General features: G+C 45.4%; 21 protein-coding genes. 10 read left to right on the plus strand and 11 right to left on the minus strand.

The window, feature by feature from the left end; translation table 11 throughout:
• Positions 1-288: 288 nt before the first annotated feature.
• The 9 genes from nifH (at position 289) to NG821_RS05230 (ending at position 11,930) form a co-directional block, all read left to right on the plus strand.
• Entirely contained in the window at positions 289-1,113 is an 825-nt protein-coding gene (gene nifH / locus NG821_RS05190) for a nitrogenase iron protein (protein WP_252760599.1), read from the plus strand.
• Between the two features lie 63 nt (positions 1,114-1,176).
• A complete protein-coding gene (locus NG821_RS05195) occupies positions 1,177-2,829 on the plus strand; it encodes a nitrogenase component I subunit alpha (protein ID WP_252760600.1) in 1,653 nt (550 codons plus the stop codon).
• Positions 2,830-2,909: 80 nt separating this feature from the next.
• Positions 2,910-4,292, plus strand: coding sequence for a nitrogenase component 1 (locus NG821_RS05200; RefSeq protein WP_252760601.1), 1,383 nt, complete (start codon positions 2,910-2,912; stop codon positions 4,290-4,292).
• A gap of 55 nt (positions 4,293-4,347) precedes the next feature.
• On the plus strand, positions 4,348-5,685 hold the full coding sequence (gene nifE / locus NG821_RS05205) for a nitrogenase iron-molybdenum cofactor biosynthesis protein NifE (RefSeq protein ID WP_252760602.1): 1,338 nt from the start codon (positions 4,348-4,350) through the stop codon (positions 5,683-5,685).
• Between the two features lie 27 nt (positions 5,686-5,712).
• Positions 5,713-7,146, plus strand: coding sequence for a nitrogenase component 1 (locus NG821_RS05210; protein WP_252760603.1), 1,434 nt, complete (start codon positions 5,713-5,715; stop codon positions 7,144-7,146).
• 20 nt (positions 7,147-7,166) lie between these two features.
• A complete protein-coding gene (locus tag NG821_RS05215) occupies positions 7,167-8,432 on the plus strand; it encodes a radical SAM protein (RefSeq protein WP_252760604.1) in 1,266 nt (421 codons plus the stop codon).
• Between the two features lie 63 nt (positions 8,433-8,495).
• Positions 8,496-9,629 carry a homocitrate synthase/isopropylmalate synthase family protein gene (locus tag NG821_RS05220; protein WP_252760605.1) on the plus strand — a complete coding sequence of 378 codons (1,134 nt, stop codon included), beginning with the start codon at positions 8,496-8,498 and terminating at the stop codon, positions 9,627-9,629.
• Positions 9,630-9,735: 106 nt separating this feature from the next.
• Positions 9,736-11,301, plus strand: a complete 1,566-nt coding sequence (locus tag NG821_RS05225) for a sigma-54 interaction domain-containing protein (protein ID WP_252760606.1) — start codon at positions 9,736-9,738, stop codon at positions 11,299-11,301.
• Positions 11,298-11,930, plus strand: a complete 633-nt coding sequence (locus NG821_RS05230) for a hypothetical protein (protein WP_252760607.1) — start codon at positions 11,298-11,300, stop codon at positions 11,928-11,930. Before NG821_RS05225 ends, NG821_RS05230 begins: the two co-directional genes overlap by 4 nt.
• Before the next feature lie 30 nt (positions 11,931-11,960).
• Here NG821_RS05230 and NG821_RS05235 read toward each other — a convergent pair whose 3' ends face one another.
• From NG821_RS05235 to NG821_RS05250, 4 genes are all read right to left on the minus strand, one after another.
• Positions 11,961-13,007, minus strand: coding sequence for an NAD-dependent epimerase/dehydratase family protein (locus NG821_RS05235; protein ID WP_252760608.1), 1,047 nt, complete (start codon positions 13,005-13,007; stop codon positions 11,961-11,963).
• 33 nt (positions 13,008-13,040) lie between these two features.
• The gene (locus NG821_RS05240) at positions 13,041-13,763 is read right to left on the minus strand and encodes an IspD/TarI family cytidylyltransferase (RefSeq protein ID WP_252760609.1); all 723 of its coding nucleotides are present in this window, start codon (positions 13,761-13,763) and stop codon (positions 13,041-13,043) included.
• Positions 13,764-13,780: 17 nt separating this feature from the next.
• The gene (locus NG821_RS05245; RefSeq protein WP_252760610.1) at positions 13,781-14,614 is read right to left on the minus strand and encodes a LicD family protein; all 834 of its coding nucleotides are present in this window, start codon (positions 14,612-14,614) and stop codon (positions 13,781-13,783) included.
• A gap of 175 nt (positions 14,615-14,789) precedes the next feature.
• Positions 14,790-15,851, minus strand: coding sequence for a glycosyltransferase family 4 protein (locus NG821_RS05250; RefSeq protein WP_252760611.1), 1,062 nt, complete (start codon positions 15,849-15,851; stop codon positions 14,790-14,792).
• Between the two features lie 146 nt (positions 15,852-15,997).
• On the opposite strand from NG821_RS05250, the gene NG821_RS05255 reads away from it, so the two are divergent.
• On the plus strand, positions 15,998-17,440 hold the full coding sequence (locus NG821_RS05255) for a lipopolysaccharide biosynthesis protein (RefSeq protein ID WP_262921862.1): 1,443 nt from the start codon (positions 15,998-16,000) through the stop codon (positions 17,438-17,440).
• 384 nt (positions 17,441-17,824) lie between these two features.
• Here NG821_RS05255 and NG821_RS05260 read toward each other — a convergent pair whose 3' ends face one another.
• The 7 genes from NG821_RS05260 to NG821_RS05290 all read right to left on the minus strand — a co-directional run bounded on the left by NG821_RS05260 (position 17,825) and on the right by NG821_RS05290 (position 25,287).
• Positions 17,825-19,177, minus strand: coding sequence for a DUF6080 domain-containing protein (locus NG821_RS05260; protein ID WP_252760639.1), 1,353 nt, complete (start codon positions 19,175-19,177; stop codon positions 17,825-17,827).
• A 94-nt stretch (positions 19,178-19,271) separates the two neighbouring features.
• The gene (locus tag NG821_RS05265) at positions 19,272-20,714 is read right to left on the minus strand and encodes a DUF6080 domain-containing protein (protein WP_252760613.1); all 1,443 of its coding nucleotides are present in this window, start codon (positions 20,712-20,714) and stop codon (positions 19,272-19,274) included.
• Between the two features lie 63 nt (positions 20,715-20,777).
• Positions 20,778-22,223 (minus strand): DUF6080 domain-containing protein, encoded by a 1,446-nt coding sequence (locus NG821_RS05270; protein ID WP_252760614.1) that lies wholly within the window; start codon positions 22,221-22,223, stop codon positions 20,778-20,780.
• A 106-nt stretch (positions 22,224-22,329) separates the two neighbouring features.
• Positions 22,330-22,758 (minus strand): GtrA family protein, encoded by a 429-nt coding sequence (locus NG821_RS05275; protein WP_252760615.1) that lies wholly within the window; start codon positions 22,756-22,758, stop codon positions 22,330-22,332.
• 8 nt (positions 22,759-22,766) lie between these two features.
• Positions 22,767-23,363 (minus strand): HAD family hydrolase, encoded by a 597-nt coding sequence (locus NG821_RS05280; RefSeq protein WP_252760616.1) that lies wholly within the window; start codon positions 23,361-23,363, stop codon positions 22,767-22,769.
• Positions 23,364-23,398: 35 nt separating this feature from the next.
• A complete protein-coding gene (locus tag NG821_RS05285; RefSeq protein WP_252760617.1) occupies positions 23,399-24,280 on the minus strand; it encodes a decaprenyl-phosphate phosphoribosyltransferase in 882 nt (293 codons plus the stop codon).
• The gene (locus NG821_RS05290; protein ID WP_252760618.1) at positions 24,277-25,287 is read right to left on the minus strand and encodes an acyltransferase family protein; all 1,011 of its coding nucleotides are present in this window, start codon (positions 25,285-25,287) and stop codon (positions 24,277-24,279) included. The genes NG821_RS05285 and NG821_RS05290 overlap by 4 nt, the downstream gene beginning before the upstream one ends.
• Positions 25,288-25,376 lie beyond the last annotated feature (89 nt).

A 25,376-nucleotide genomic window follows, 5' to 3' on the forward strand; every position in this document is an offset into this window, starting at 1 on the left:
GCATAGAAGTCAACCTTTATCAGGATTAGAAGATAAAATGTCAACCATATGTAGGATTAAGGAAAATAATGAACAACTTAATTCAGGCTTAAGGAGAAAAGTGGTCAACCAATATTAGGCTACCACAATCTCTAGATATAGATAACGTAAGTCAATTAACAATTATCTTATAATCAGTAAGTTGTATACTTCTTTTCTATTTTCCTCCAATCATATTGAATCATGGTACGCTTTTTGGAACTATACTTTCAGGAAGGTATCAGAGTATTAGTTTTAAATATCACAACTATGAGAAAGATTGCTATTTATGGTAAGGGTGGAATTGGAAAATCCACAACAACACAGAACACAGTAGCCGGACTGGCCGAAATGGGTAAAAAGGTAATGGTTGTAGGATGCGATCCGAAAGCAGACTCTACACGTTTGTTACTACACGGTATGGCTCAGAAAACCGTATTGGACACTTTGCGTGAGGAAGGCGAAGACATTGATCTGAATGCAGTAATGAAACAAGGGTTCGGAAACACGAACTGCGTCGAATCCGGAGGTCCGGAGCCGGGAGTGGGTTGTGCCGGAAGAGGTATCATCACCTCTATCAACCTTCTGGAACAACTCGGAGCATATGATGAAGACAAAAAACTGGACTATGTTTTCTATGATGTCTTGGGAGATGTGGTTTGCGGTGGTTTTGCCATGCCTATTCGAGACGGCAAAGCCCAGGAAGTGTACATTGTCTGTTCCGGAGAAATGATGGCTATGTATGCTGCAAACAACATTTGCAAGTCTATCGCTAAATTCGGAAAAGTTGGTACCGTAAGACTAGGTGGCCTCATCTGCAATTCCAGAAAGGTAGACAACGAATCAAAAATGATTGAAGAATTCGCACATAGACTGGGCACACAGATGATCCATTTCATTCCGAGAGACAATGAAGTGCAGCATGCTGAAATAAAAAAGGAAACCGTCATCGAACACGATCCCAAGCATCCACAAGCCGACCAATATAGGGAACTGGCTGAGAAAATAGACGGAAACACCATGAAAGTCATCCCTACACCACTCGAGATGAACGAGTTGGAGAGCATGCTAGGCGATTTCGGCATCATGAGTTAGAAAAGCGCCTCTCCGCTGATAGACCGTAGTACAGGATATTTACACAAAACAAAAAGAATAATTATGGCAGAACTCAAGAATACAGAGCGGGATGTAGATACAATTCTGGAAGACATGAAGTCTTTCCGTGATGAGATCATCACGAAGTATCCCCCTAAAGTAGCGAAGAAACGGGCGAAGTCGATGGTGATCAATGAGGATCCGAACAACCCTCCTGAAATACAGGCTAACGTAAGAACCGTACCAGGCATCATCACTCAAAGAGGATGCACTTACGCAGGATGCAAGGGTGTAGTCATGGGACCAACAAGAGATATTGTGCATATTGTCCACGGTCCTATCGGGTGTAGTTTCTATGCTTGGCTGACCCGGAGAAACGAAACGCTTCCGACAAGTGACAGCGACCCCAACTTCATCAATTACTGTTTTTCGACGGATATGCAGGAGAAGAACATCGTATTTGGAGGAGAGAAAAAACTGAAACAGGCCATCCGGGAAGCTTACGAACTCTTTCATCCTAAGACCATTGCCATTTACACGACTTGCCCGGTGGGATTGATAGGTGATGACGTCCACCGAGCTGCAAAACAGATGATGAAGGAACTGGACAACAAAGTCAACATCTTCGGTTTCTCCTGCGAAGGTTACCGGGGCGTATCCCAGTCAGCCGGGCACCACATCGCCAACAACGGTCTATTCCGAAATATCATCGAAAAGGGCGACTATGAGGTCAAGAAAGATGAGAAGAAATACCGCATTAACCTTATGGGAGAATATAATATAGGTGGTGATGAATTCGAGATGGAACGTATTTTCAAAGAATGCGGAATCAACCTCGTAGCCACCCTGAGCGGAAATGGGACAGTGGAAAAATACCACAAGGCCAACACTGCTGACCTCAATTTAGTGGTATGTCACAGATCGATCAATTATGTAGCAGAAATGATGGAAACAGCCTATGGGATTCCTTGGATCAAGGTCGATCCACTGGGAGCTACTTCTACTGTCAAGATGCTTCGGAAGATCTGCAAGTATTTTGATGACAAAGAACTGACTGACCGGGTAGAGAAAGTGATTGCCGAAGAAATGGACAAGGTAGAAAAAGTACGGGAGGAGATCTATCCCAAGACTCGAGGCAAGTTGGCCATGCTCTTCGTAGGAGGTTCACGGGCTCACCATTACCAAGCCCTATTTGATGAACTGGGCATGAAAACGATCTCGGCAGGATACGAGTTTGCCCATCGGGATGACTATGAAGGCCGGAGGGTCATTCCGACCATCAAGATTGATGCCGACAGCCGTAATATCGAAGAGATTACGGTAACAAAAGACGAAAAGAAATTCCACCCGAGAAAGACCCAGGAAGAAATAGATCAACTCAGCAAAGAGGGAGTAGACCTGAACGATTACAAGGGAATGATGCACGATATGTCAAAGGGCACCCTCGTCATCGATGACATCAGTTTGTACGAAATGGACAAACTCATTGAAAGATATCATCCCAATGTATTCTGTGCTGGCATCAAGGAGAAATTCTGCGTACAGAAATTGGGTATTCCTCTGAAGCAACTCCATAATTATGACTCAGGAGGTCCGTATGCCGGATTCAAGGGAGCCATCAACTTCTATAGAGACATTGAAGCCATGGTCGGTGCAAGTATATGGAAAGAAATTAAAGCCCCATGGGAAAAGAAGACTTATGCCCAGGCACAATAACATCCTTCTCCATAGAATGAGTTAATAGGGAGATCCTCTGATCTTTCTCCAGTTCAAAACGATTATTAAAACGGAAAATTATGCTATTACGTCACACAACAGCTAAGGAGATTGACAGACATGCCTTGACCATCAATCCGGCTAAGATCTGTCAGCCCATAGGGGCAATGTATGCAGCTTTAGGACTTCACGGTTGCTTACCTCACAGCCATGGGTCCCAAGGGTGCTGCTCCTACCACAGAAGTACCCTGACCAGACATTTCAAAGAACCTGTACTGGCCTCAACGAGTTCCTTCTCAGAAGGTTCTTCCGTATTTGGAGGTTCCGCCAACCTGCTTTCAGCCATTGAAACGATATTCACGGTCTATAATCCCGATGTCATTGCAGTCCACACCACCTGCCTCTCCGAAACCATCGGTGATGACCTTCACGAAATCGTGGAAAAAGCAAAAGAAGAAGGAAAGGTGCCGGAAGGTAAGGAAGTTATCTATTGCAATACTCCCAGTTACAAGGGTACGCACATCACAGGTTATTCCAATCAGACAGCCGCGTTCGTCAAGTTCTTTTCACAGACGACTGGGAAAAAGGACAATACCATCAATCTGGTTGCGGGATGGATGGAGCCTTCTGACATAAATGAAATCAAAAGGATTGCCAAGGTGATGAATATCAAGACCATCGTGTTCCCCGATCTGACCAATGTTCTGGACACTCCTCTGACAGGGACTTTCAACATGTTCCCCAAAGGCGGAACGACAATTCCGGAGATGAAGGCCACAGGAGACAGCAAATGTTCTCTAGGCATCGGTCCTTACAGCACCCTAGACGCCTGTACCAAATTGAAAGAGAAGTGCGGTGTAGATTTTGAGACTGTAGAAATTCCCATCGGATTAAAAGCTACTGACCGGTTTCTCATGACCTTGAGCAAACTGGCCGGAGTTTCAATTCCCGACAGTCTGACGGAAGAGCGTGGACGGCTGGTGGATTTCATTGCAGATAATGCCAAATATTTCTGGGGAAAACGGGTCGCTTTATTCGGGGATCCCGACATACTCATCCCAACCGTGGAATTTCTGCTGACACTCGACATGAAACCAGTCTACTTGGTTACAGGTACACCGGGAAAGCATTTTGACGAGAAGATGGTTGAGTTGTTAAAGGACAAGGTTCCCGAAGCCAAATTCAAGAGTGGTGAACAAGCAGATATGTTCCAGTTGCACCAGTGGATCAAGCAAAAACCCGTAGACCTATTGATGGGTAACACCTATGGCAAATACATTGCGCGCGACGAGAACGTTCCTTTCGTCAGATTGGGATTCCCCATCGTAGACCGGGCCGGACATAACTTTTTCCCGAAGACAGGATACATCGGATCGGAAAACTTAGCCATCAACATCTTGAGAGAACTCCTCGACTTCCAAGACAGAACTTGTCGTGAGGAGAAAATGGAATTCCAGATGTAGTTGTCTGCAAAGACCATGTACCCATTAGAAAATCAAATGTGTTTATAGTTATAGTATGGTAAAATTCTTACAAGACAGAGAAGGTCAGATCATCACCAAGGGTAAGGACTCCGGGGATTTGATAGGAGGAAGACCCAGCCTGGCAGGTTCCGTCAGTCAGAGAGCTTGCGTGTTCTGCGGGTCCAGGGTCGTCCTCTACCCCATTGCCGATGCCCTGCATCTTATACACGGTCCTATCGGATGCGCCTCCTACACCTGGGATATCAGAGGCTCTCTTTCCTCCGGTCCCCAATTGTACAGAAGCAGCTATTCTACTGATCTGCGGGAACAGCATGTCATCTTCGGAGGTGAGAAACGGTTGTACAAAGCTCTGAGCGACCTGATTACCGAACTTCATCCGAAAGCAGCATTCGTCTATTCCACATGCATTGTGGGGGTCATCGGAGACGATGTGGAGTCGGTTTGTAAAAAAGTCCAGGCCGAGAAGAATATTCCCGTGATTCCCGTGATGGCTGAAGGCTTCCAAGGCTCCAAGAAAGATGGCTATAAGATTGCCTGCGAAGCTTTGGCACGCCTGATCGGAACAGATGACAGCAAGGAAGCTTCCCCCTATAGTATCAACATACTGGGAGACTTCAACCTGGCTGGAGAACTATGGACGCTCCAAGACTATTATAGCCGGATAGGCGTGCAAATCATGACAACTCTGACAGGAGACGGAAGAGTCAAAGACATCAGGAATGCCCATCGGGCAAAATTGAATGTCGTCCAATGCTCCGGTTCCATGATTTACCTTGCCAAACTCATGAAAGAGAAATACGGTATCCCCTATATGAAAGTTTCCTATTTCGGAATAGAAGACATGTCGGACGCTTTATACGATGTGGCCAAGTTCTTCAAGAACGATGAGATCATGGAAAAGGCAAGGCGACTCGTCACGTCAGAACTCTCGCGGCTGGTCCCTGCATTGGCCCCTTACAAGAAAGCTTTGGAAGGCAAGAAAGCAGCCATTTATGTAGGAGGGGCTTTCAAGGCCATTTCCCTCGTGAAAGCCCTCCGCCTGATTGGCGTAAAAACGGTCATAGCCGGAACTCAGACCGGTAATACAGAAGACTATAAATTGCTGAAGGCCATCTGTGACGACGGGTGTATTCTGGTAGATGACTCCAATCCTGTGGAATTGTCTGAATTTGTCAAACGGACCGGAGCTGATCTGTTTATTGGCGGAGTCAAGGAACGCCCCATCGCTCACAAACTCGGAATCGGTTTTGTGGACCACAACCACGAAAGGAAGCATGCCCTGTCCGGCTATAACGGCATGCTGAATTTTGCGAAGGAAGTGTATGCCACAGTCATGAGTCCGGTATGGAGATTTGTGAGAGACGTGAAATAATAACTTACGGTCCATAATATTCATTTTATGAGAGAAAACGTATTCAAGACACTTAACGGCTCTACCGAAGAAATCGGAGAATTTGCCTATTCCTGCAATGCCTGCAAGCAATGCGCTCCCCTGGGAGCCTGTATTGCCTTCAGGGGCATCGAAGGATCCCTGCCCATGCTGCACGGTTCACAAGGCTGCGCTACATATATCCGGCGGTATCTGATCAGCCATTTCAGGGAGCCTATGGATATTGCCTCGTCAAATTTCAGTGAAGAGACGACAATCTTCGGAGGAAACAGAAACTTCAATACCGGCATTGACAACATCATCTCCCAGTATCACCCCAAAGTCATCGCCATAGCCAGTACTTGTCTGAGCGAAACCATAGGTGAGGACGTTCCGAGGCTCATCCACGAATACAAGTCTATTCACCACGGTCAACCGGATTTGCCGGAGATGGTCTTTGCCTCTACTCCCAGTTACCAGGGAACTCACTACGATGGTTTCCTCGAAGCAGTATGCGCTGCGGTAAAGGCTTTGGCCAAAACTTCAGGAAAGACTGACGGACACATTAACGTCTTCTCCAATTTTATCTCACCCGAGGATATTCGGCACTTGAAGGAAATTACGTCCGACTTTGGCATCGATGCCATGGTATTCCCGGATTATTCAGATACCCTCGACAGCACCTCGTGGGACCATTACTACCGGATACCAAAAGGCGGAACCTCGCTGGCTGACCTTAGGCGGAGCGCGGATGCTATCGTTTCCATAGAACTGGGATATATCCTCAATTCAGGTGGGCGGAACGGAAAACTCAAAGAGAATGTGAAGTCGCAGTCTGCAGGGGAATATCTTGAGAAGGCCTTTGGCGTCCACTGCCAAAAGACGGGACTGCCAATAGGTATCAATGAAAGTGATAAATTTTTCAAGTTGCTTTCTCTCATTACCCACAAGGACATTCCTGAGAAATATCAGATGCAACGGGGCCGACTCATCGACCTCTATGTAGACGGACACAAATATGTCTCCGGCAAGAGGGCGATGATTTACGGAGAAGAGGATCTGGTCGTAGCCTTGGCCGCATTCGCTGCAGAAGTTGGTATCCAACCTGTATTCTGCTTTACCGGAGGAGAAAGCGGAAAACTTGAACAGACTTTACGAAAGACTTTAGGAGACCTCTATCCTGAAGGAGCAGTAATCGGACAAGGGATGAGTTTCGGGAGAGCCGAAAGGATTGCCCAAGAGATGAATCTGGACCTGCTCATCGGGAACAGCAAAGGGTATTACATTGCCCGCAAGTTGGACATCCCTATCGTCAGGACAGGTTTTCCCATCCACGACAGGATCGGTGCACAACACAATCGGATATTAGGCTACGAAGGTACTGCCATCCTATTCGAAAACATCGTCAACACCCTACTTGAGAATATCCAGAGGAAATCTCCCATAGGTTATAAATATATGTAAACCCACTAAAGGACATGAATATGCAAAAAGATATCACAAGACATCCATGTTTCAATCTTGAAGCAAGAGCGAAATTCGCCCGAGTACACCTGCCCGTAGCCCCCAAATGCAATATCCAGTGCAACTACTGCAACCGCAAATACGACTGTACCAATGAGAGTCGGCCGGGAGTGACCAGCAGTGTCCTGTCTCCTCTTCAGGCCGTGCATTACATGAAAGCTCTCCGTAAGAAGATGCCGAATATCAGTGTGATCGGTATCGCCGGACCGGGAGATCCTTTTGCCAACCCTGAAGAGACATTGATGACGATGAAACTGGCCCATAAGGAATTCCCGGATCTGCTGTTCTGCCTGTCAACTAACGGACTAGACCTGGAACCCTATATCGATCAACTCGCAGAGATCGGCGTGTCCCACGTGACTTTAACCATCAATTCCCTGCACCCCGAGACCTTGGGCAAAATTTACCGTTGGGTACGATACAAGCGCCGAGTTTACAGAGGGGCCGAAGGGGGAAAGATTCTCTTGGAACAACAACTCAAATGTATCCCGTTGCTCAAGAAGAAAAATATCATTGTCAAAATCAATACGGTCGTCTGTCCGGGAATCAACGACGGGGAGATAGAAGAACTGGCCAAAACAGTGGGAAAACTCGGCGCCGACACGATGAACTGTATTCCTATGTACCCGACAGAGAACACCGACTTCGAAAGACTTGGCGAACCCTCCAAGTTAGAGATGAAAGAAATCAAGTCAAAAATATGCCATTATATCCGACCCATGACCCACTGCGCAAGATGCAGGGCTGATGCCGCCGGACTTTTAGGGCACGACAATCTGGAAGCTATGAATATGATCGGACAATTTTCAACCATGGTCGTCAACAAAGGTGAAGGACGCACACGCGTAGCCGTCGCAAGCTACGAAGGTTTGTTAGTTAACATGCACTTGGGTGAAGCCGATAAAGTATACATCTTCGAGCAGACCCCTAACGGATACCATTTTGTAGAAACCCGTAATACGCCACCCGAAGGAAGGGGGATGGAACGATGGAAAGAACTGGCACGAAAGACATTAGTAGACTGCCAGGCCATCCTCGTAGCAGGTATCGGGTCAACCCCGATGAAGGTCCTGCAAGGCAACGGGGTAAAGGTGATTCAAATGACCGGACTAATTGATGCAGGACTTGACGCCATCTATCTGAATCTGCCTATCCGCACCCTATGCAAAGGAGATTATACCCGATGCGGGGAATCCTGTCGAGGAACAGGAAACGGTTGCGGATGAGCACACAAAAGAAGAAAGATTGTAAGGGATAGAAAAAGGTAAAGGACACAGAAGGAGGATAACATGCAAATAGATTTAACGAGTCCCTATCTTATTGATTCAACTCTCCGGGATGGAGAACAGGCACCAGGAATAGCTTTTACAAGAGAAGAAAAACTAAAACTGGCTCAAATGCTCGACGAAACGGGGATTGACGAAATAGAAGCAGGGACACCGGCAATGGGCGAAGAAGTTCGCCAGACCATACGCCAGATGTGCGAGTTACGACTTCATGCCAGGATTTGTGTCTGGAGCCGGGCACTAAAGGAAGATATTGATGCAGCTGCAACCACGGGAGCAGTTGCCATACATATTGCTTTTCCCGTTTCCGAAATTCAATTACAGGCGATGCATAAAGACGGTCAGTGGATCTCAGCAACACTCCCCAAAGTACTGGCTTACGCGCGGGAAAAGTTTCAGTATGTCAGTCTCGGGGCTCAGGATGCCAGTCGAAGCAATCCGGAAAGGTTAAGACAGTTTATACAACTAGCTGCCAAATTTCATGTCTACCGCATCCGACTTGCCGATACAACAGGTATTCTGAGTCCCCTCTCTACCCAAAGTCTCATCCAACATGTCAAGTCGTACTGTGGAAACATACTCATTGACTTCCATGGTCATAATGATCTCGGCATGGCCACAGCCAATACTGTGACAGCATGGCAATCAGGAGCAGAACATTTGAGTGTTACAGTCAACGGAATAGGAGAAAGAGCGGGTAATGCCGCACTGGAAGAAGTTATCACGGCCATTACCCTAATAACCCGGAAACGGAAATATCATACCGAAAAACTATATGATCTCTGCCGTTTCGTGTCCAGCATATCGGGAAGGCCTATTCCTGAAGGGAAACCGATCTGTGGAAAAATGGCAGTTAGTCATGAATCCGGTATACACACTCAAGGAACTCTATTTGACGTGACAGCTTTCCAAGCATTTGACGGGCGGCTCATCGGACGGCAAAGTACGTCTTTGCTATTCGGGAAACATTCCGGCAGGAATCTGCTGAGACGGTTTCTGAAGGGCCAAGACGAGAATGTCAATGATACCCAGTTGATGCAGATCATGAACGAAATCCACAAGACTGCCCAGATGACAAAGAGAAGTGTATCTCCGGATGAAGTAGCCCGTATTTGCAAGCGGATAGTCAGATCATAAAAAAGAAGTCACTCTGCTCGATTTTATCCGATTAAACTTTCATTTATCGAATAAAAGATGTTATCTTTGCATCAGAAGTCTCACTTTTTAACAGGAAGGATAACCTATGTATTGTGACAAATACAAAAGAAATTGCTATGCCGATTCTGATCTAACATTCCTAGTAGATATCAGTCACACGATCAGTCACGGGACAGACTTGGACAGGGATCTGGAAGTTGTAATGAAAAAGTTATGTGAGTTTTTAGGTGCAAAGCGGGGAGCTATCACAATCATTGACCAGGATAACGAGACGATTATGATCAACGCTGCCTATGGACTTACAGAAGAAGAAAAGCGAAGGGGAGTCTATAAAATCGGTGAAGGGATTACCGGGAAAGTAGTAGAGACGGGGCATCCTGTCATCATCAGGGATATTACGACTAATGACCATTTCCTCAATAAAACGGGAGTAATTATTAAGGAAGGAGAAATTGTGGCCTTTCTCTGTGTGCCCGTCATTATGAAAAACGAAGTCAGAGGCACACTGTCTATCCACAAAATACATACCGGAAATATTGACTTCAACGCCGAAATCAAGTTTCTGAGCATCATCGGGATGCTGATCGGTCAGAATGTATCTGCACGAAGCCGGCAAATCGAAGAACTCAACCAACTTAGAGCAGAAAACAGACACTTAAAGAATGGGACGAGCAACCGTCCGGAGAATATCATAGGCAATACGGCTATCATGCGCAACTTGTACGACCTGATAGAAAAAGTTGCCCCAAAGAATACAACCGTCATGATCAGGGGGGAAAGCGGTGTAGGCAAGGAACTGATTGCTGAAGCCATCCACAATGCCAGTCGCCGTGCGGATAAACCTTTTATCAAGATCAACTGCTCTGCCTTTCCTGAGAACCTCATTGAAAGTGAACTTTTCGGACATGAAAAAGGGTCTTTTACAGGCGCGACAAATCAGCACATCGGAAAATTCGAAATGGCGAACAAAGGTACGCTTTTCCTGGATGAAATCGGAGAACTCTCCCCTGCCATCCAGGTCAAATTATTGAGGGTGATCCAACAGCGGCAAATCGAACGGATCGGCGGTACGAAACCGATAGACATTGATGTGAGGATCATTACGGCAACCAACCGGAATCTGGAACAACTCATCAAGGACAACCTATTTCGCGAAGACTTGTATTACCGTCTTAATGTCTTCCCCATCTATGTCCCCGCCCTACGTGAACGCACTGCTGACATTCCGATGCTCACCGACTATTTCATAGTCAAGATCAACAAGAAAAACGGAACGAAGGTCAAACGTATCACCGGTTCTGCACTGGACATGCTGATGACCTATTCGTGGCCCGGGAATATCAGAGAACTGGAAAATGTCATCGAAAGGGCCATGATTCTCAGTGCAGACGGTGTCATCCACTCCTATGACCTGCCCCCGACACTGCAGACCGGCGTATCTTCCAACACCATGCATAAAGGGACTCTGCATATCATCTTGGACAAAGTGGAGAAACAGATGATTATTGATACCCTCATTCTAACGAAAGGAAATATTTCCAAAGCTGCCATACAACTCGGTATCACAGAACGGGTATTAGGACTGCGGATCGCCAAATACAATTTGGAAATCCAAAAATATAAAAATTCATACAAACAGGAAACATCATGAAACCATCTATTATCAAAATCTCAAAACTCTTTATCGGCAACGGATTTGGAGTCGGGAAATCGAAAGGCCGCTATCTGTTTGCCAAAGACATCACAAAAGGTTATATGCTCTCTATCAGTGACAATGGGACGGATATCCTTTCACCTGTCGATCCTGACACTCTGGAAAGAAATACGATTGCCAGAATGAAAGAAGTAGATGAAAAGACCTTGTCTGATTATTTCCACTTGGATGAGCACAAACAGTCGCATATCGACTGGATCGGCGCGACAGTAAATGTCCTCCTCCTGACACCGGAAAAGGATAAGGAAAAACTGAAGAATTATATTATCTATAGTACATGGCCTGCTATCCGCATTGCTTTTGTTGAGGCTCCGACCAAAAACTGCCTGATCATATTCGATCGGACGTGCACCCGGGAAACACGCCAGCACGTTGTCGATGACATTTACCAAAAGGGACTGGAGACCGTTACGGATATCTGGTCTATGACCAAACTACTGGCCATGACAGACCACTTTGGGATATTGGCGCCTGAGATGTGTATGGAAGTTGTCTTGCGATTAGCTTTTGGAAAATCCAATAACGCCCACAAAACGCCTTCTCTTACTGCACCTCAAAAACAATAACGGTGATCCTCATTCGCCAATTTATCAGGATCATCTATTGTCTTCTTTCATTGACAAAAGGAGTCTCTCGAACATCCTTTTCAGATCATATTCAGGTGCCCAGCCCAAGGCACGGATCTTTTGAGTGGACAAGCGTAATTTTGTAGTAGGCGGATAACCCATATTTTCTTTCAGTTCGATGACAGGTTGGAGTTGGGGATTGAATTCACGACAAAGGAATCTTGCCATATCTATGATAGATATATAAGTCTGTTCATTCGCCACATTATAAGCCTCGCCATCCTTTCCGTGCAATAGGATATACAAAATCCCGCTCACAGCATCCATTGTATAGCAATAGCAATGTTTAACCTCACCTTTCGTGTAAAGTTGAATATTTTTCCCTTCAAGTACAGCTCTAGAGAACTGGGCAAAGACCCGGTGATCATCCTTAGAGACACCCGCTCCGAAAGTTTGAGCCAACCGGGCGACCTTTACTGGTACCTGATACTCTTCATAAAAGCATCGGCAAAAACATTCTGCAGCCCGCTTTGCCATCGGATAACTGCTCCGCGTCAACATCGGGTCCAAAAATCCTTGCTCACTCTCCTGCAAAGATTTACTGTCGTCATACACCGAACCGTAAACTTCCATAGAAGAAATAAAGACCACAGAATCCAAAGGATTCTTACGGGCGAAGTCCAGCACTCTTTCAATACCGTTCACCCCTGTCTGCAACGTTTCTACAGGATGTTCGACAAAATATTTGGAAGCCGTAGGACTGGCAAAATGTATCAGATAGTCTGTATGAGGGGGTACGAATGAAGTGACCGATGAGAAATCACATACATAATAGGAAAGGATCCCATCCTCCTTTCCAAACATCAGTTGAGCTTTTTCTACATTTCTTACGACTGCCACGATCCTGATATCGAGATGATATTTCGTATTCAAAGCCAGCAAGCACCTCACCATGCAAGATCCCAACAGACCCGTTGCGCCTGTTATGGTCAGTGACTTTCCTCGTAATTCCTCATAAAGAGAAAAGTGGGAAACAAAAAGATTGATATCCTCTTCTAATATTCTATTAACCGTCATGCTTCACGAATTATCTTTAGTGTTATTCGGAAATTATAAAATACCAAATATCTGTTGGTCTTCATGAACCTTGATCATTGCCCTTAAGATAAAATAATCCGTAGGTGTCGTAATCTTGATATTCTCCATAGGTCCCAATATCGTACCCAATTTATAACCATAAGAACTCATCATCGTACAGGAATCTATAAAGTCATGATGCCCTTCTTCCCTCGCCTGCCGGTGAGCTTTCCAAATATCTTGCAAGTAAAAACTCTGCGGTGCTCTGGCAATCAGGGAATCTGAGCGCTTCGGAATCTCCAGGTAATCATCTTTTTTCTTCACGATGAAAGTTTCTGTTGCCGGAACGCACGTAATACAAGAGCCGCACTCTTTCACCTTATTTATATTATCCGTAATCGTCTGATCCGTAATCAGCGGTCTCACGCCGTCATGGATCAGGACGATATCGTCTTTGGATTTTGAGAATTCACAAGCAGCCTCTAGACCATTGTAGATGGAGTCCTGGCCCGTAGTCCCACCCGGGACAATCTTCATCACTTTCGTGATCTCAAATTTACGCAGTTGCTTTTTCAAGAAAGGTATCCAACCTTCAATGCAAGCCACCACAATGCCATCAATCAAAGGATGATCATCAAACAGTTCCAGCGTATAGATGATAATCGGTTTTCCATTTAGATCCAAAAACTGTTTAGGTTTCGATTTCGTATGCATCCGGGCACCTGAACCTCCGGCAAAAATAACGGCTATATTCATAAGAATCTCTTTTTATTTTATTCATCAATGACGATATCCACCTTGTGGCGGTCACGCTGATCCAAGGGGGGAAGTTCCATGTAATTCCCATAAGCTATACGACAGAATGCTTCTGGTTGTGCAGGGCCTTCAAAATGATGTCCTTCAAACACCAAATTCCCGTGAGGGACTAAATATCGTTTCGGATGCCGCTCGTAGAACCATGCGCCATAGGAATGCATACAAGACTGTTTATCCCCGAACAGATGACCGAAAAGACGAAATACAGGGAAGAGCAAATGATGTAATACCTCATAGGAAAACTGGGCCATATGCGGATGTACGCCTGCAAATTTCAGATTGACATTCACTGACAATTTCCCGGCCAGCCGTTGCAACCATGGGATCATATGATCTTCATAAGGGAAGATATCGATGTGCAAACCATTGTATTTTTGTGCTTCAAAGCATCTGCGATCTTGGCTGTCATGCGACTCATGACTGACGGTGTGGCTTTTCAAGTCTCTCAGCATCGCCCACTCTTTATAGTAGCCTTTATCTGTTTCATTGTCCTGCAAGACATATTGGGGGTGCGGATGGTCTTTCAGATAACGGCAAAGTCGCTTGAAATCCTGATGCGCCACCACAAAATCCATATCATCATCCCAAGGGATAAATCCACCATGACGGAGTGCCCCCAGCACGTTTCCGCCATCCAGACGACAAGGGATGCCTAACTTTTTAGCAGTCTCCTGCAGATAGACGGCCATATCGACCATCCTCAATTGTGCCTTCCTGAGTGTCGAGCCGTCGGGATTGTATTTTCTCCGGAGCTCTTCCTCTGTCTCGCCTGTATTATAAACTTTCGACATTGTGGTTCATATATTATTTTCTACAAAGATAGCATCAAATCCTTTAAGTTCCTAGACTTTCCTTCAGTTATCTCAAAAAAGCCGTATCGATAGCTGCATATCTGAAGAACGGGTCTGCCAAAGGCAATCATCTTCTCTGAAAGACAAAAAGATTGGAATGTAAGAGTCCTGCCGATCATTTTTTCAAATTCAGTCGGTGTAGGATATCTGCAACTTCCCTGGCACATTCCCGGTCATTATAATATTTCTCAGCTAAAGCACGCCCCCGTTGACCCATTTTCAGGGCCTCTTCAGGATGAGAGGAGATGTACCGGATAGCCTTGACCCAGCCGTCTACATCCCCATAACCTACTGTCAGTCCACATCCTTCTTTCTCGATGTCCATAGGCAACTGGACATTTTTACTGCAAATGATGGGGACCCCTAAAGCCAAAGCCTCGACTATCGTCGTCAACCCGACGGTATAGTTGGATTCCCGGCAACAGATGACTGCACAGGCGGATTGATACACTTTTCTGGCAAGGTCAACGATGACGTTACCCGAAATATAATGCACTTTTACATTCGGATGCAGAGACAGAGATTCGAAGAGTTGCTCATAGTTGAATCCCCTGTCTATCCTGCAGATATAGATATCCAAAGGTGCTTCCGTCAAATTAAAAGCCTTGACCAATGTAGGCATGTCCCGACGTTCCTTACCGGTAGAAACGAACCCGTGATGCTGTATGCCGGGCATAGAAGCCATCAGCCGGTCATAGAAGTCCAAGTCAGCTCCCCAACGGACGACATGAGCGTGCTCGGCATGGATTTTCCCGGTTTTCAGGGAATCCTTTACCAGTTTCTCAGAAAAGAAAATCGTTTCATCAAGTCCCTTATAAAACAGTCTTGCGAGAATCTCCCGAATGGGATTTCGGGCAGTAACGGCAGGCTGATGATGCCAACAGACGACTGGATGAGGAAACAGACCGAGCGCCCGCAGGAAGATGATCAGTTCGAGGCCCCTGAAGGTAGTGGCATACACGGCATCAATCTCTTTCCGACGCCTCCAGATGCGCCAGGCAGTATGCAAAGACAATTTCCACCGATAGGGGGTCATCACCGGTTGGTGATAGATCACGCGCACATGGTATTCATGAAGATGAGTAGCGCCATAAAGCAGATGTCCGGGCAATAATCCTTCAGTCCATTTCTTATAAACTGTGAAAGCCGGAATATTATGATAATAATATATTGTCATTACTTCTTTCTAAAGATATTGAGGAATAAGGCCTTACAGCCCCTTAGACCATCAACGAGGGCAACTCTTTTTGCAAAAATACATTTTTTTCTTTGAAATTCAATGATTAAACACTACTTTTGCACTATTCATTTAGCAAACACGCCATGAGTTCCCTTAAAGAAAAAACTGCCTCAGGCCTATTATGGGCGGCAATGAATAACGGTTGCATGCAAATCTTGAATGCTGTCATCGGCATTTTCCTGGCCAGATTACTTTTACCAGCAGATTATGGGCTCATCGGGATGCTGACCATATTCAGCGCGATTGCGACGACCTTGCAGGAGAGTGGTTTTACTTCCGCTCTTACGAATAAGAAACATCCCACGGACAATGATTACAACTCCGTTTTCTGGTTTTGTAATATCATGGGGATCATCTTGTATATCATCTTGTTTTTCTGTGCTCCGCTGATTGCGGATTTCTTTCACCAACCTAAACTGATCCTCTTGTCAAGAGTCGACTTCCTGTGCATTCTCCTTTCTGCTCTCGGCATCGTGCCACAGGCCTACTTGTATAAGTATCTGATGATCAAACAGACTTCCATCTTGAGAGTGTCTGTTTTGGCATTGTCCGGTGTAGGCGGAATCATCATGGCCTTTTGCGGAATGGGGTATTGGAGCATCGTGACACAACAACTCATTTATGTCGGTCTGCAAAGTCTGGGTAAATTTTTCTTCATCCCTTGGAGACCTTCACTGCACATCGACTTCCAACCTGTGAAAGAGATGTTCGGTTTCAGCAGTAAGATTCTGATTACCAATGTCATCGGACAAATCAGCGGCAATATTCTGACCGTCATTTTCGGCAGGATTCTATCGGTCAAGACGGTAGGTAATTTCACACAGGCCAGCAAATGGAATGGGATGGCTTCCTCGACAGTATCGGGAATGATCGCGCAAGTAGCACAACCTGTATTTGCTTCCATCCAGGATCAGAAAGACCGGCAATTGAACATTCTGAGGAAAATGATGCGTTTTACTTCTTATCTTGTTTTCCCCGCCATGTTCGGATTAGCGATCGTTGCCCCCGAATTCATCATTCTCCTGATTTCGGACAAGTGGGCAGACAGTATCCCCATTCTCCAACTCCTCTGCATCAGCGGCGCCATGTCACCGCTCTACCTTCCACTTCAGAACCTACTGATCAGTCACGGCAGGTCTGATCTGTTCATGTGGGTCAACATTATCCAGATCATTCTGCAATGTGCGATTATCCTGGCATTCTCACGCTATGGAATACTTACCATGATCACTGTCTATTCTCTCTTTTACATGGTTTGGACTGTAGCATGGCAAATCCCTCTTAAGAAGATCATCGGTTATACTTTCTTCAACCTCCTTCAGGACAGTATCCCTTTCATGCTCTCTGCGCTCATCGCGGTAGGCTTGGCTTATGCGGCAACACTGACCATCGATAGCCTCATCATCAAACTGATTCTGAAAATCATCATCGCTGTAGCGGTCTATTACCTGATCATGAGGTTCGGACATGCCAAAATCCAAAGGGACTGCCTGAACTATGTGTTCCATCGTAAAGGAGGACATTGACGACAGAACCGATCCTCTTGCCTGACTTCTTGAACGGGAAATGACCTTTCAGAACATGAGTTTCACAAACTCGTTTATTGATAACTTTTTCACAAAATAATGCCGGCTATCAAGGATTGAAGGGAACGTACTGGCACTAGAAAATGACCAAATGGTAGTTTCTCGAAACTTGACCGCTTCTTTCGAGAAACAGAGCGCCGACTTTCTCGAAAGTATGAAGTGCTATTTCTCGAGACATCCAAGTCCTCTTTGATTCGATAAAAGAGGAGGCATTTTGAAGTTGCAAAGGCACGTCTACTCTACCCTCGATCTTCTGTCTATGCAGAAAAAGAATGTTGCTTGCTGTGCCTATCAATCGGCTTGATTTTCAGTGGAAACTTCCATTTATTGCATCCCCCGCAATAAATAATCGGTTAATTGGATTCCATTATAAAGCCAAAGATAAACTGTCAAAATGATCAGGAAGATTCTCAAATACTTTCTCGGACCTTCTTGCATGCCTTTTATCAAATAGGCTATTGAGACTGGGATAATGAACGCCCATCCTGACGTCATGATATAGACCTCTCCAATACCGAAACCCAAGATCAAATGCAAGGTCACGTCACAGGCGAACCAAGTGAGCAGCATCTGTAGGAATCTGGAATGTATACCCCGCCAGATTCCACAAACGAACAAACCCACTATCAGTCCTTCTACGATATAATTCAATACCCAGTTATATGCCACGAAGACTGGTCTGTTCCACGACAGATCTTCCATCAAATGCTGCTGATGCAACTGGAATGATTCCCCGAAGAAATTCTCTATCAGTGTTTTACCACGAGGAGTTTCAAAATTCATCATACTCGTCAACAGACCCTTTCCCGATGATACCACTCCGTGCGAACGCAGCCATTGATTACGACTGGCTTGATGCGCCATGACGTGTACAGAGTCCTTTCTCCATTTTGCCTCTTCGATCTTATGGATGGCTTCCTGCTGCGGGACCTCCACTGCATGGTATTGGCAGCGTTGTATTCCCAAAAGTAGAGCAAGGGGAAGAACCACGCCCAACAAGACATTTTTCCACGTAAAGAAGCGACGGCCGTTTGCAAAGACACCTGCCAGGATGATCTTTGCGCCATTGGTCGCAGAAATTCCGGCAGAGAGGAACACCAAGACAAAGGACCAGATTGCAGGAAACAGTTTTCCGGTTTTCATCTTCATACCGGCAACATACATCGTCAATGTCAGCAACAGCATCGAAATCACGAAATGGTCAGGCACCATTGTTGGGATCAACACATGGGCAAATGAAAAAAACAAAAATGTCAGAAGACTGGAATCCGATCTGTTTAATCCTACGACTTCATGGAACACCCGGAACATGAACAGGAAAGAATAAACAGCACAGAAAACCAGTACAACGGCAATCATGAAGACGGTGAGGTTCACTCCCGTCAAATGAATTAACGTATGATCGAGTAAATAAAACGGGTACAGTATCGTCATCAGCAGAGGGTGGCGGATGGTCTCAAAATGGATACGCCACCCGGAAGCAGCAATCCACGACCAACAGTCATATCCCGACATCTGGAAATGCTTATAGAAAATGGTGTAAAACCCGCCCTTTGCTCCTAAAGTATAAAGTTTGAAATGACTTGCTATGACCAGAGCATTGAAGAAAGTAAATATCAACAAACTTACTACCGCCAACCAGCATTCATCCCTTCGAATCTTGAATATTTTAATCAGGTTGTCAGATTTCCACGAATGGGAGCAGGCAAGAGCCGATCGATCTCCAAGATTTGATTTACTGTTTCTCTTTATAACGTTCACTTTTTCTCAATTATAGCAAATACGAAGTTATCAATACGATATTATGCATGAACAGGAAGGTAGTGATGCAAAGGATCAGCATTCTCATCCCTACCCGCTTTCTCCCCTCCAATATCTTGAGGAGATAACCTATGACAAGAGGAATGATGAAAAGCCAATGTGGGCTCATAATGTATATCTCATTAATACCGAACCCCAATCCCAAATGAATAAACATGTCAAAAGCGAAAAAACTCAGGCACATCCACATCACCCGATGCTTTCGTCCACACCATATCCCCAGCCCGAACAAGGCGACAATCAGTCCTTCTACGATATAGTTCCACACATGACTATAATGGACAATGACCGGCCTTGAATCCAAGACATCTTCCAGCAGATGGTGCTTGTGCAATTGAAGGGATTCCCCGAACAGATTCTCCACAATGGTCTGTGATCTGGATGTAGAGATGTCCGTCCAATCCAAGAACATCTTGTGTTTGATCGGTTTCCCTGTATGCAGTGTACTGACTGAGTGCTCAGCCTTCAGTTCACGCTGTTTTTTCAAGTTAGAGAGGATTCCCTGAACCCTCGACTGAATGACTTCCGGATCTTTCAAACTCGTTGTATCACGGAAGTGCTGGGCGATTCTGAGATCCTTATTCTCCCGAATCTGCTCCATCTTCGCTTTATGCCTTTGCTCCCGTGGAATCACGATACAGTGGTACTCCAAGAAGGCAAAGAAGAAGATACAGAAGGATGGTATAAAAACTGCCGAAAGAAAATACTTGGCAGAAAAGAACTTTTTCTTATTGGAGAACAGAGCCGCGAGAAATACCTTGACACCATTATTCAAGGATACGCCTGCCGTCAACAGAAACAAGACCAGGGTCTGCCAAATCTTTAAAACTTTTCCATATTTTATCTGCCGTCCCACGATATAGACAACGAAGATCAGCAGGGACATTGAAATTCCAAAGTGATCGGGCACCATGAGAGAGACCATGACATAGGCAAACGAATAATGCAGTGCAGAAAGGATGAGGGAATCAACTCTTGTCAACCTGATGATTTCCCTGAATATGCGATACAGAAAGATAAATGAATAGAGGCCGCAAACCAGCAGAATGGCTGCGATGACAAACTGTGCACAATTGATTCCCGTGATCAAAATCAGCAGTTGGTTTACCGCATAAGGAATATACATGAAGAATGCGAGTAAAGGATGGCGGTAAACGTCATAGAGCAATCCCCATGATGAAAGGGCAGCATAGGTCAACGGGTCAAAACCGGATACATGGAAATCCCGGATAAAGATCCAGCGATAATCTCTGTACAACAAAGAAAAATCATCAAAATAATGATTGATGCAGAGAAAATTCAGGAACAGCAAAAGGATGACTAGCACCAGTGCGGGCCAGCGTTCTTCCTTTCGTATCTCAAATATCTTGAAACGCTTAAAACTCAATTTCATTTTTGTTTTCCGTATTGGAGCCTCATCATTGACCAAATTCTTCGACCATCTAAATGATGACGTCTAGCTCAACATATATTGGGCAATGAGGGTCCCGTTGTAAATAAACAAATAAACTGTCAACGCACTGACCAAACCAAATAAAGACCAGCGGATTTTCGGAGGCCGGGACTTGGCCGCTTTCATCAAAAAGCCAATGGCTATAGGAATGACAAAGATCCAATGGGCTGACATCAAATAAACTTCGCTGATGCCAAAGCCCAGTCCGACGTGCAGCATCAAATCCAATCCGAACCAACTCATTGACAGCCACAAGAACAAGGAATGGCGCCCACACCATATACCCCCCAGAAACAACAAGACTAACAGGGATTCTACGGCATAATGGTATTTCCACTGATAGTGCACGATGATAGGACGCTTGATGAATTCGTCCTCCAGCAAATGAGAATGATGCAATTGGATGGACTCGCCGAACAAGTTTTCGACGATACTCTGCCAGCGATTCGTCGTCACGTCTGTCCAACGCATAAATTCCCCGTGTGAAATAGGAGCTCCCTGTATCTGTCGATGTATCTTCTTTTGGGGAACTTTGTGCATTTTCCGGAGTGCAGGTGCAGAATCAGTACGTTTCACGATAGGTCTGGCCTGAACTTTCTGCTCATTCGCCATGGCGAGACGAGCGATGGAATCCTTTCTTACTTTCTCCGCTTTCTTCTTTGCCATGGCAGCATGGCGGGCTGTCTCTGTTGGCCAGACAAAATAGCGGTATTCAAACCGGCAGAACACCCAGATCAAAAGGGCGGGTACGATAACGGCAAAGCAAAAATAATTCCAGCGAAAGAACTTCTTCCCATTTACAAAGAGACCGGAAAGGAACACTTTCAAACCATTGTTGAGTGAGACTCCACCGGTCAATAGGAACAGTAAGATGGTATGCCACATCTTCATCGGCTTTCCGGACTTGATCAAGCGCCCTGAGACATAAAGTGTAAGCAATAGGGCGAATAGGGAAAAGACAAAGTGATCCGGAACCATACACGACAGCATCACATAGGCAAACGAGAACAGCAGACCCGTCAACAAGACAGACTCTGGCCTCTCCAAATCGATCACTTCCCGGAAGATCCTGTAAATAAAGACAACGGAATAAAAGGCACAGAAGATGACCATTGCCGCAACGACAAACTGTGCACAATTGATTCCGGTCAGAGCGATCAACCCACGATTGACCAGATAGGGAACATACATGAGAAACGCCAGAAAGGGGTGTCTGTACACATTAAAGCGGGCTTCCCAATGGGATACGACATCATAGGCTATGGGATCAAATCCGGAAACATGAAACCTACCGATAAACAGATGCCAGTAATCAGGACGAATCGGTGTGAACACACCGTAATACCGATAGATCGTCAGCGCATTCAATAATAAGAAAAAGATGAAAGCGATGACAGCCAGCCCTCTTTCTTCCCTCCTAATTCTGAATATATTCAGTATGGTCTTCATTCGTGATTGCAAAATTAATACTTTTTAGCCGAAAAGAGGCGAATAAGGCAGATTTTACCAGTATACAGGAATATACAGCAAGAGAACATCTGATCTTCGGACTACCCTATACGCGAGTCAGGAAGAAGCGTACCAACAGGAAATTAACCGGCACACAGATACAGAACATCGGAATCGGAGCCCAGGAATGTCCCATGCCCATCAAGAGGAAAAGATTCAATGTCGCCATCTGCAGAAAATAATTGACGATATGACTGAAGAGAAACCCTGCCCCTCGCTTGGCATTAGCCTTGACCTGAAAAGTGAAGTGTGTACTGGCAATAAAATTAAAGACAAAACTGATAAGGTAGGCGATGGTCATAGCTGCTGTCAACCAGAGATGGGTATGTCCGGGGAAACGGATCAGATGGATCAATAGCCAATAGATGCCATACTGAATGAGTGTGGCACAAAAACCGACAATGCCAAACCGCACGATCTGTTTGAGATTCCTGCGCGAATGGTCATTCTGATGATCTGTTTGCTCTTCTTGCATCACTCTAACTAATCTCTGAACGGTTTATAGAAACCTTTATCTGCAAAATCCAGCATTTCCTTGTCTCCTCTACTGTCTCCATAAGCGAAGATCTCATAATGCTCCCTTGGATCCTTCAAAACCTCCTTGATACGGTTCACCTTCTCCTGACCATAACAGTTCTTGGTCTTAAACCGACCTGTCAACCGCCCGTCAACCACTTCCAACTGAGTGCCGATGACGACGGGTCCTTCTCCCACAAACGGTCTGACCCATGAATCAGGGCTTGCGCTGACGATCATCACTTGAGCGCCTTGGCGCAGAACTTCCGCTATTTTGAGAAAGGCCTGCCAGCGTAACAAGTTCGAACGGTCATTGGCGAAAGCATGGCAGAGTTGATCGAAATACCCAACTCTCATCCCTTTATAATATAAGGTGAAAATCTTCTGTTTGACTTTCCAGTTCGGATAAAGGTGCAACTTCATCAGGATCAGCAAAGGACTATAAAAGAGGAAACCGGCAAAGAGGGATAGAGTGCCCTTGCTGTACCGGATAAATTCGATCAAAGTATCCTTATACGTCAAGGTCCCGTCAAAATCAAAGCAATAAATCTTTTCCTTCTTCATATTCTGTCACGAGAATTTTCTTCTATCCTTTCGCATCATCCGATAACATAAATGATCAGCAAGAACACGATCAGCCAAGCAACAATGTCTAGTTGTATGAAATGGTCTTTCATCAAGACCTCGGTAGGATTGCCGCTCTTATGGTCGACCACCGTAATCTGAATATACCTCAGCAGTCCCAAGAGCACAAAGACGCTGGTCAGATAGAGATGATCCGTATGGAAATGCATCATCACCTCAGGACTGACCGTATACATCGTATAACACACCAAGGTAACGGAAGCTGTAATGGTAATCGCCTGATTGATGAAAGTCAGGTTATACCTGCCTGTATTTTTCCTAGGGGCTTCACCGGTCTCATTCATTTTCAGGACATCGTCACGCCGCTTGGCGAGACTCATGAAAAGGGCGATCAGGAATGTCATCAGCACGATCCACTTGCTCAATTCTATATCGGCTGCATTACCGCCTGCAAAGAGTCTGAGGACAAAACCGAAGGCCACGATACAGACATCAATGATGGCAAACTGTTTGAGTTTTGCACAATACAGTAAGTTCATCAACCAGTAAAACAGGATGACTGCTCCGGTCTGCAATTGGTGATCAGGCAACAAGAACAGGACCAAAAGCGAAAAGATGAACATCAATGCCATCAGACCATAGGCCTGGGGGATGCTCACTTTACCTGAAGCTATCGGACGATGGCACTTTTCCGGATGCCAACGGTCATCTCCTACATCCCGGATATCATTGAAGCAATAGACCGAGGAGGCTGCAAAACTGAAAGAGACTGCCGCTATCGCAGAAGCCCATAAATACCGTATATCAAAGAGTGCTCCTCCGAAAAACACTGGGATGAGTACAAAAAGATTTTTCAGCCACTGCTGCGGCCTGATCAATTTCAAGATATCTTTCATATTCGTATACGAGTTTCTATGGTCCGTGTTATATAACTGGTGACAAGATGCAGAAGCCATGCTATCGGGAGTGTAATGACGACACATAGCAGAAACGTCTCCCAATAACTCAACGAATCGGATATATAGACTAATACAAAATGCAAATGTATCAGGTATGCCTCCAAACTCAGGGAGCCGATCCAACTGAAGATGCGGTTGAACCATTTAGGGGTCCTGCGAAAGACCCGGTTAAGTAGAAGGATCGTCGTGACAGTCAAAGGGATGTAGAGCATACGCTCCACATAGAGGGGAAACTGGCCGTGCAAGTTCTGTTCCAGGAAGATACTGGACAGCAATGTCATCAGGAACATCAGTACGATCATCCATATTGACTCTCCGTCCAACTTATATTTCTGCCTTGTCATTTCTCCCATGTCAACCCCTATGAAGAAGATCGGCATCCGACTCCAGAAGATTTCCAAGTGTCCCACGAAATGATGAATAGGCGGGATATATTGCACCAGGATGCACCATAAGATCATTATGACGGGCAACCAGCGATACACTGGATGACGCTTGATCAACTTCATGTACGGCGGTGCCAGGACATAAAGTGCCATGATTGCAGGGATATACCAGAAAGTCAGTTCGTCATGAATCCAAAATCCACTGTTGATGGTAATCTCTCCTATCAGCCACAACCATTGATGAATGTCTCCACCATGAAACTGAGGGATATAGAACAGACAGGCAATGATCAACCAACAAGGATAGACACGGAGAAAGCGTCGGAAATAGAAGTGTTTGACAGAAGCGTTTTTAGACCAGGAGAACCACAGTCCGATACCACTGAGGAACAAGAACATATCCACACCTATATTTCCCATTCTTCGAAGCCCGAAAAACAGATCATAGCGTGGGAGACCTACATGGAAGAGGATTACGAAAAGCATGGCCACTCCCATCAGTTCGCCCCGAAAACGACTGATATTCTCTAATTCTATGTCCTTTATTTTATAACTCATTCTAACATCATTAGATCATACTTGCATCTCCCCGGGAGAATTTCACTCCCGTATCTTTCTTTCCACCTGACAAAGAACTGCTAAATTCC

It is taken from the genome of Segatella cerevisiae (genome assembly GCF_024054555.1).
Lineage (GTDB): Bacteria > Bacteroidota > Bacteroidia > Bacteroidales > Bacteroidaceae > Prevotella > Prevotella cerevisiae.